Genomic DNA, 6958 nt, shown 5'->3' on the forward strand with positions numbered 1-6958 from the left:
GCTTACTGCGATTTCCGGACCCGCAGGTACCACTCGGAAAGCAGTCGTACCTGTTTGTCGGTGTAGCCACGTTCGACCATGCGTGTGACGAAATCGTTGTGTTTTTGCTGGTCCTCCTTGCTGGCCTTGGCGTTGAAGCTGATGACGGGCAGCAGGTCTTCGGTGTTGGAGAACATTTTCTTCTCGATGACCACCCGCAGCTTTTCATAGCTGAGCCAGGTTGGGTTCTTGCCGTTGTTGTTGGCCCGGGCGCGGAGCACGAAGTTGACGATTTCGTTGCGGAAATCCTTCGGATTGCTGATGCCCGCCGGTTTCTCGATTTTTTCCAGTTCCTCGTTGAGGGCCACGCGATTGAGTATTTCGCCGGTTTCCGGGTCGCGGTATTCCTGGTCCTGGATCCAGAAGTCTGCGTACAGCACGTAGCGGTCGAAGATGTTCTGGCCGTATTCGCTGTAGGACTCCAGGTACGCCGTCTGGATTTCCTTGCCGATGAACTCGATGTAGCGTGGGGCCAGGTATTCCTTGAGGAAGCGCAGGTAACGCTCGCGGGTTTCGGCCTGGAATTGTTCCTGTTCGATCTGCTGTTCCAGCACATACAGCAGGTGAACCGGGTTGGCGGCAATTTCGTGGGGGTCGAAGTTGAAGACCTTGGACAGGATCTTGAACGCGAAGCGTGTGGACAGCCCGTTCATCCCTTCATCGACGCCGGCGTTGTCGCGGTACTCCTGGATCGACTTGGCCTTCGGATCGGTGTCCTTGAGGTTTTCACCGTCGTACACACGCATCTTCGAATAGATGTTGGAGTTTTCCGGCTCCTTGAGACGCGACAGTACCGTGAACTGGGCCAGCATCTTCAGGGTGTCGGGGGCGCAATGAGCCTTGGACAGCGAGCTGTTGAACAGCAGTTTGTCGTAGATCTTCACCTCGTCGGTCACTCGCAGGCAGTACGGCACCTTGACGATATAGATCCGGTCGATGAAGGCTTCGTTGTTCTTGTTGTTGCGGAAGGTATGCCATTCCGACTCGTTGGAGTGGGCCAGCAGGATGCCGGTGAACGGAATGGCCCCCAGGCCCTCGGTGCTGTTGTAGTTGCCTTCCTGGGTGGCGGTCAGCAGCGGGTGCAGCACCTTGATAGGTGCCTTGAACATCTCGACGAATTCCATCAGGCCCTGGTTGGCCCGGCACAGCGCACCCGAATAGCTGTAGGCGTCGGCGTCGTTCTGTGGGAATTCTTCCAGTTTGCGGATATCGACCTTGCCCACCAGTGCCGAGATGTCCTGGTTGTTTTCGTCCCCTGGCTCGGTCTTGGCTACCGCGATCTGGTTGAGGATCGAGGGATAGAGCTTGACCACCCGGAACTGGCTGATATCACCGCCGAACTCGGCCAGGCGCTTGGTCGCCCATGGCGACATGATGGTATTGAGGTAGCGGCGTGGAATACCGAAGTCTTCCTCGAGGATCGCGCCGTCCTCTGTTGCATTGAACAGCCCCAGGGGCGATTCGAACACCGGCGAGCCCTTGATGGCATAGAAGGGCACTTTTTCAATCAGTTGCTTGAGTTTTTCGGCCAGGGACGATTTACCACCACCCACGGGGCCGAGCAGATAAAGGATTTGTTTCTTCTCTTCCAGGCCTTGGGCGGCGTGGCGGAAATAGGACACGATCTGTTCGATGCATTCTTCCATCCCGTGGAAGTCCGCAAAGGCCGGATAGCGGCGAATCACCTTGTTGGAGAAGATGCGCGAGAGCCTCGAGTTGGTCGAGGTATCCAGCAGCTCCGGTTCTCCGATGGCCAGCAACAGACGCTCCGCAGCCGACACATAGGCACTGCGGTCCTGCTTGCAGAGTTCGAGGTATTCCTGCAGCGAGTATTCCTCTTGCCGCGTGGACTCGAAACGTTGCTGGAAGTGGCTAAAAATGCTCATGACGTCACCTCGCTCGATACGTGGAGCCGGTGTCGGATCAATCAGTCGATGCTGGACAGCCGCTGGGAACCCAGTTGCCGTTTACCCCCCAGAATGCTTTCAAGAATGCAGGCTCCTGAAAGCTGACTCCCGATGACCCGCGCGCCGGTGTACCGGCTCTCCCCTGTTTTGGATGGCCTGAGGCTAAGGATAGTTCGGAATCACGGAGGTAAAGGTGGAATACGTAATTAGTTGTGGCTGACCGTTCGTCTGCCATCGCTCAAGCCCACGGTTCACGCGGGCTTGGCCGGCATAAAAAATTATTCGGCGGTGCCTTGCGCTGTTTCTGCAGGATAGGTCGTGCGCCACAACTCGAAACCACCGTCCAGGCTGTAGACGTCGGTGAAGCCCTGGCTGATCAGATAGGCGGCTGCGCTCTGGCTGGAGTTGCCGTGATAGCAGACCACGACGGTCGGCGCATCGAGGTCGGCGGCACGTATGAAGTCGGCGATGGAATGGTTATCCAGGTGCTTGGCGCCACTGATGTGCAGAGCCGCGAACGTGGCTGGGTCGCGGACGTCGACGACGACCGCGCCTTGCTCGCGCAGGGCCTGGGCCTGTTCCGGGGGGATGCGTTTGAATTCGGTCATGAGGGACTCCTGTAGCTTGAGCGCAACGCCGGTCAAACGGCGGTGCCGGCCGGCAATGGTGCAGTGGTCGGGTGATGGATTCTGGCGTGGCCCTGTTCGTCGCAATCGCAATGCAGTTGCTCGCCCGTGTCGACGTTCATCAGCGTCATGGCGCTGCCCCACACGCAGCCGGTATCGAGGGCGAAGACGCCGGGTTCGTCGCATTGACCGCCCAGTGCCGCCCAGTGTCCGAAAATGATTTTCAGGTGACGGGTCTTGCGCTCGCTGTGCTTGAACCAGGGGGCGTAGCCGGGTGGTGCGGTCTCGATGCCTTCCTTGCCCTTGAGATCGAGCTTGCCGTCGCGGGTGCAGAAGCGCATGCGCGTGAAATAGTTGGTGATGACGCGAAGGCGGGCGCTGCCGGTGAGGTCGTTGTCCCACTTGACTGGCTCGTTGCCGTACATGCCATCGAGGTAGGGCGCGAACAGATTGTCGTCTCGCAGTGCCTGCTCCACCTCGCCGGCGCACTTGAGTGCCTTGCGCAGGGACCACTGGGGCGGGATGCCGGCATGGACCAGCGCCAGGTTCCGTGGCTCGTCGTAGTGCATGAGCTTTTGCTGGCGCAGCCACTCCAGCAGTTCAACGCAATCGGGGGCGTCGAGGATTTCACTCAAGGTGTCGGACTTTTTCAGGCGCTCGATGTTCTGCCAGGCGGCCAACAGGTGCAGGTCGTGGTTGCCGAGCACGCACACCAGCGACTGGCGGATGCCGTAGAGAAAACGCAACGTCTCAAGGGATTGCGGGCCACGGTTGACCAGGTCGCCCACCAGCCACAGCGTGTCTTTCCGGGGGTCGAAGGCGACGCGTTCCAATAGGCATTTGAGCGGATCGAGACAGCCTTGCAGGTCGCCGACCGCATACGTGGCCATTAGTGCAGCGCTCCGGGCACGGCCAGGCGAAAGGGCTTGATGACGGCGTCGAAGCGTGTGCCGTCCTCGGCCAGCATCTGGTAGGTACCCTGCATGGTGCCGACCTTGGTGGTCATCACGGTCCCGCTGCTGTAGCTGTGGCTTTTACCGGCGTCGATCAACGGCTGCTGGCCGACAACGCCTTCACCACGCACTTCTTCGACATGGCCGTCGCCATCGGTGATGACCCAGTGCCGCGACAGCAGCCTGGCCGGCAAGGAGCCATTGTTGCGCACGGTAATGCTGTAGGCGAAGGCGAAGCGGTCATGCTCGGGTTGCGACTGTTCTGCCAGAAAACGGGTGGTGACGCTGACGTCGACCTGGTAACGAGGATCAGACATGCAAATAAGGCCTTAAAAACGAAGCGGGACGCGGGCGCGACTCAGGAGATCAGTCTAGGCCAAGTATCGGGTAGTAGACCAGACTGGCGTACTGCCCGATAGCGCTTGTCACCCGTTCAGCTGGCGTCGGCTTGCGGGGCGACCTGTTCGCTGAGCTTGTCGGCCAGGCGTACGAAAGCTGCCAGGTCCAGCTGTTCGGGGCGCAGGCTGCCGTCGACGCCGGCGGCTTCGATTTCGGCGCTGCTGAGCAACAGTTTCAAGGTGTTGCGCAAGGTTTTGCGGCGTTGGTTGAACGCTTCGCGCACCACCCGCTCCAGCAGGCGATGATCCTTGGCCGGGTGCGGCAGGACGGCATGAGGTACCAGGCGGACGATGGCCGAATCGACTTTCGGCGGCGGGTTGAATGCCCCCGGGCCGACGTTGAACAGGTGTTCGACCCGGCAATGGTACTGGACCATGATCGACAGGCGGCCCCAATCGCCACCGCCAGGGCCGGCGGCGAGGCGCTCGACCACTTCTTTCTGCAGCATGAAGTGCATGTCGCGGATCAGGCTGGCGTTGCTCAGCAGATGGAAGATCAGCGGTGTGGAGATGTTGTACGGCAGGTTTCCCACCACCCGCAGGCTGTTCGGCGCGGCATTCAGGCTATTGAAGTCGAACTTCAGTGCGTCGCCCTGGTGCAGGTTGAAATTGCTCTTGCCGGCGAACTGCTGGTTGAGGATCGGGACCAGGTCCTTGTCCAGTTCCACCACGTCCAGTTGCGCGCCGCTGTCGAGCAGGCCCTCGGTCAGGGCGCCCTGGCCCGGCCCGATTTCCAGCAGGCGGTCGTCGGGCTTGGCCCGGATGGAGCGCAGGATGCGATCGATCACGCCGGCGTCATGCAGGAAGTTCTGGCCGAAGCGCTTGCGCGCGCGGTGTTGGTATTGCTCGGTCATAAATGGGTCTCGGCCATCTGGTAGGCGGTTTCCAGGGCGACTTGCAGGCTGCCGGTATCGATCTTGCCGCTGCCGGCCAGGTCCAGGGCGGTGCCATGGTCCACGGAGGTACGGATGATCGGCAGGCCCAACGTCACGTTGACTGCCGCGCCGAAGCCTTTGTACTTCAGCACGGGCAGGCCCTGGTCGTGGTACATCGCCAGCACTGCATCGCAGTGCTCCAGATATTTGGGGGTAAACAGAGTGTCGGCAGGCAGCGGGCCACGCAGGTCCATGCCCTCGCTGCGCAAGCGCTCCAAAGTGGGTTCGATGATGTCGATTTCTTCACGGCCCAGGTGCCCGCCTTCGCCGGCATGGGGATTGAGCCCACAGACCAGGATACGTGGCCGGGCGATGCCGAATTTTTCCTGGAGGTCGGCGTGCAGGATGCGCGTGACCCGCTCCAGGCGTTCCGGGGTGATGGCGTCGGCGATGTCCCGCAAGGGCAGGTGAGTGGTCACCAGGGCCACACGCAGGCCGCGGGTGGCGAGCATCATCACCACTTGCGCGGTGTGGGTCAGGTCCGCCAGGAATTCGGTGTGTCCGGAAAAGGCAATCCCGGATTCGTTGATCACGCCCTTGTGCACCGGTGCGGTGATCATGCCAGCGAACACCCCGTCCAGGCAGCCTTGGCCGGCGCGGGTCAGGGTTTGCAGGACGAACGCTGCGTTGGCCTTGTCCAGCTGCCCGGTGACGACCGGGGCGCCCAAGGGCGTATCCCAGACATACAGGCTGTTGGCGGGCGCCGGAGCATCCGGCCAGGCCTGCGGCGTCACCGGCAACAGGTCGACGACCACCCCCAGTTGCGCGGCCCGCTCAAGGAGCAGGTCGCGACTGGTGATGGCAATCAGGGGGTGCGGCTGGGGGTGCGAGGCGAGCAGCAGGCACAGGTCGGGACCGATGCCGGCTGGTTCGCCGGGTGTCAGCGCGAAACGCTTGGGTTTCACTGCGCTGCCTGGTCTGCACCAGGAAGTTTGATTTCAACGTAGGCTTCGTCGCGAATCTGACGCAGCCAGGTTTGCAGCTCTTCGTCGTATTTGCGGTTGCGCAATACGGTCATCGCTTGTTGTTCGCGCGCCTGGGTGGTGCTGTCGGTGGCGCGACGGCCAAGGACTTCCAGTACGTGCCAGCCATACGGGCTCTTGAACGGCTTGGACAGTTGGCCTTGCGGCGTATCGGCCATGACCTGGCGGAACTCGGGAACCAGTGCATTCGGGTCAACCCAGTTCAGATCGCCGCCGTTGAGGGCCGACCCCGGGTCTTCGGAGAAACTCTTCGCCAGTTCGGCGAAGTCCTCGCCCGCTTCGATGCGGTCGTAGAGTTTTTCCGCCAGGCGCTTGGTCTCGGCTTCGCTGCGAATCTCGCTTGGCTTGATCAGGATGTGGCGAACATGCACTTCGTCACGGACCTGGGTTCCGCCACCGCGCTTTTCCAGCACTTTCAGGATAATGAAGCCGCCTGGGGTGCGTGCTGGCTGGGTGATGTCGCCCACGGCCATGGCGCTCAGTTCACGGTCGAACGGAGGCGGCAGTTGAGCGGGCTTGCGCCAGCCCATGTCGCCGCCTTCCAAGGCGTTGTCGCTGCCCGACTTGGCAATGGCCATCTGGCCGAAATCAGCGCCTTGCTTGAGCTGCTGGTAGACATCCATTGCCTGGCGATAAGCGCTCTGGATGGCTTCGGAGTTGGCGCTTTCCGGAGTAGGAATCAGGATGTTCGCCAGGTGCAGCTCTTCGGAAAGCTGCATCTTGCCCAGGTCGGAGGCGAGGAAGTTCTTCACTTCCTGCTCCGACACCTGGATGCGTTCGGCGACACGGCGCTGGCGCACACGGCTGATGACCATTTCGCGACGGATCTGATCGCGGGCGTCCTCGTAGGAGAGGCCGTCGCGAGCCAGGGCGGCGCGGAACTGGTCGATGCTCATGTTATTGCGCTGGGCAATGGTGCCGACAGCCTGGTTCAGTTCTTCATCGGTAATGCGAATGCCGGAGCGTTCGCCGATCTGCAGTTGCAGGTTTTCGACGATCAGGCGCTCGAGCACTTGCTGGTCCAGCACGCCTGCGGGCGGCAGGCCACCGCCGCGCTTGGCGATGGTTTGCTGCACTTCATGGACGCGCTGGTCCAGCTGGCTCTGCATGACCACGT

At 61.3% G+C, this 6958-nt stretch carries 7 protein-coding genes; all 7 read right to left on the reverse strand.

The window, feature by feature from the left end:
- Window positions 1-2: 2 nt before the first annotated feature.
- Window positions 3-1925, reverse strand: coding sequence for a PrkA family serine protein kinase (locus J4E53_RS29220; protein ID WP_053125937.1), 1923 nt, complete (start codon window positions 1923-1925; stop codon window positions 3-5).
- Between the two features lie 299 nt (window positions 1926-2224).
- Complete coding sequence (glpE, locus tag J4E53_RS29225; RefSeq protein WP_060740356.1) at window positions 2225-2554, reverse strand: thiosulfate sulfurtransferase GlpE; 330 nt, start codon at window positions 2552-2554, stop codon at window positions 2225-2227.
- A 32-nt stretch (window positions 2555-2586) separates the two neighbouring features.
- The gene (locus tag J4E53_RS29230; RefSeq protein WP_103308209.1) at window positions 2587-3462 is read right to left on the reverse strand and encodes a symmetrical bis(5'-nucleosyl)-tetraphosphatase; all 876 of its coding nucleotides are present in this window, start codon (window positions 3460-3462) and stop codon (window positions 2587-2589) included.
- Entirely contained in the window at window positions 3462-3842 is a 381-nt protein-coding gene (apaG, locus tag J4E53_RS29235) for a Co2+/Mg2+ efflux protein ApaG (RefSeq protein WP_053125932.1), read from the reverse strand. Before apaG ends, J4E53_RS29230 begins: the two co-directional genes overlap by 1 nt.
- Window positions 3843-3958: 116 nt before the next feature.
- On the reverse strand, window positions 3959-4777 hold the full coding sequence (gene rsmA / locus J4E53_RS29240; protein ID WP_060740358.1) for a 16S rRNA (adenine(1518)-N(6)/adenine(1519)-N(6))-dimethyltransferase RsmA: 819 nt from the start codon (window positions 4775-4777) through the stop codon (window positions 3959-3961).
- A complete protein-coding gene (gene pdxA / locus J4E53_RS29245) occupies window positions 4774-5763 on the reverse strand; it encodes a 4-hydroxythreonine-4-phosphate dehydrogenase PdxA (RefSeq protein WP_060740359.1) in 990 nt (329 codons plus the stop codon). Before pdxA ends, rsmA begins: the two co-directional genes overlap by 4 nt.
- Window positions 5760-6958 (reverse strand): peptidylprolyl isomerase (locus J4E53_RS29250; RefSeq protein ID WP_207268254.1); only part of this gene is annotated, 1199 nt, incomplete at its 5' end. The genes pdxA and J4E53_RS29250, both read right to left, overlap by 4 nt.

The sequence above is a fragment of the Pseudomonas sp. FW305-28 genome (assembly GCF_017351395.1).
GTDB lineage: Bacteria > Pseudomonadota > Gammaproteobacteria > Pseudomonadales > Pseudomonadaceae > Aquipseudomonas > Aquipseudomonas fluorescens_AA.

Coding starts and splice junctions, on each gene's coding strand:
- J4E53_RS29220 (WP_053125937.1), bottom strand. CDS start 1,925: ATGAGCATTTTTAGCCACTTCCAGCAACGTTTCGAGTCCACGCGGCAA.
- glpE (WP_060740356.1), bottom strand. CDS start 2,554: ATGACCGAATTCAAACGCATCCCCCCGGAACAGGCCCAGGCCCTGCGC.
- J4E53_RS29230 (WP_103308209.1), bottom strand. CDS start 3,462: ATGGCCACGTATGCGGTCGGCGACCTGCAAGGCTGTCTCGATCCGCTC.
- apaG (WP_053125932.1), bottom strand. CDS start 3,842: ATGTCTGATCCTCGTTACCAGGTCGACGTCAGCGTCACCACCCGTTTT.
- rsmA (WP_060740358.1), bottom strand. CDS start 4,777: ATGACCGAGCAATACCAACACCGCGCGCGCAAGCGCTTCGGCCAGAAC.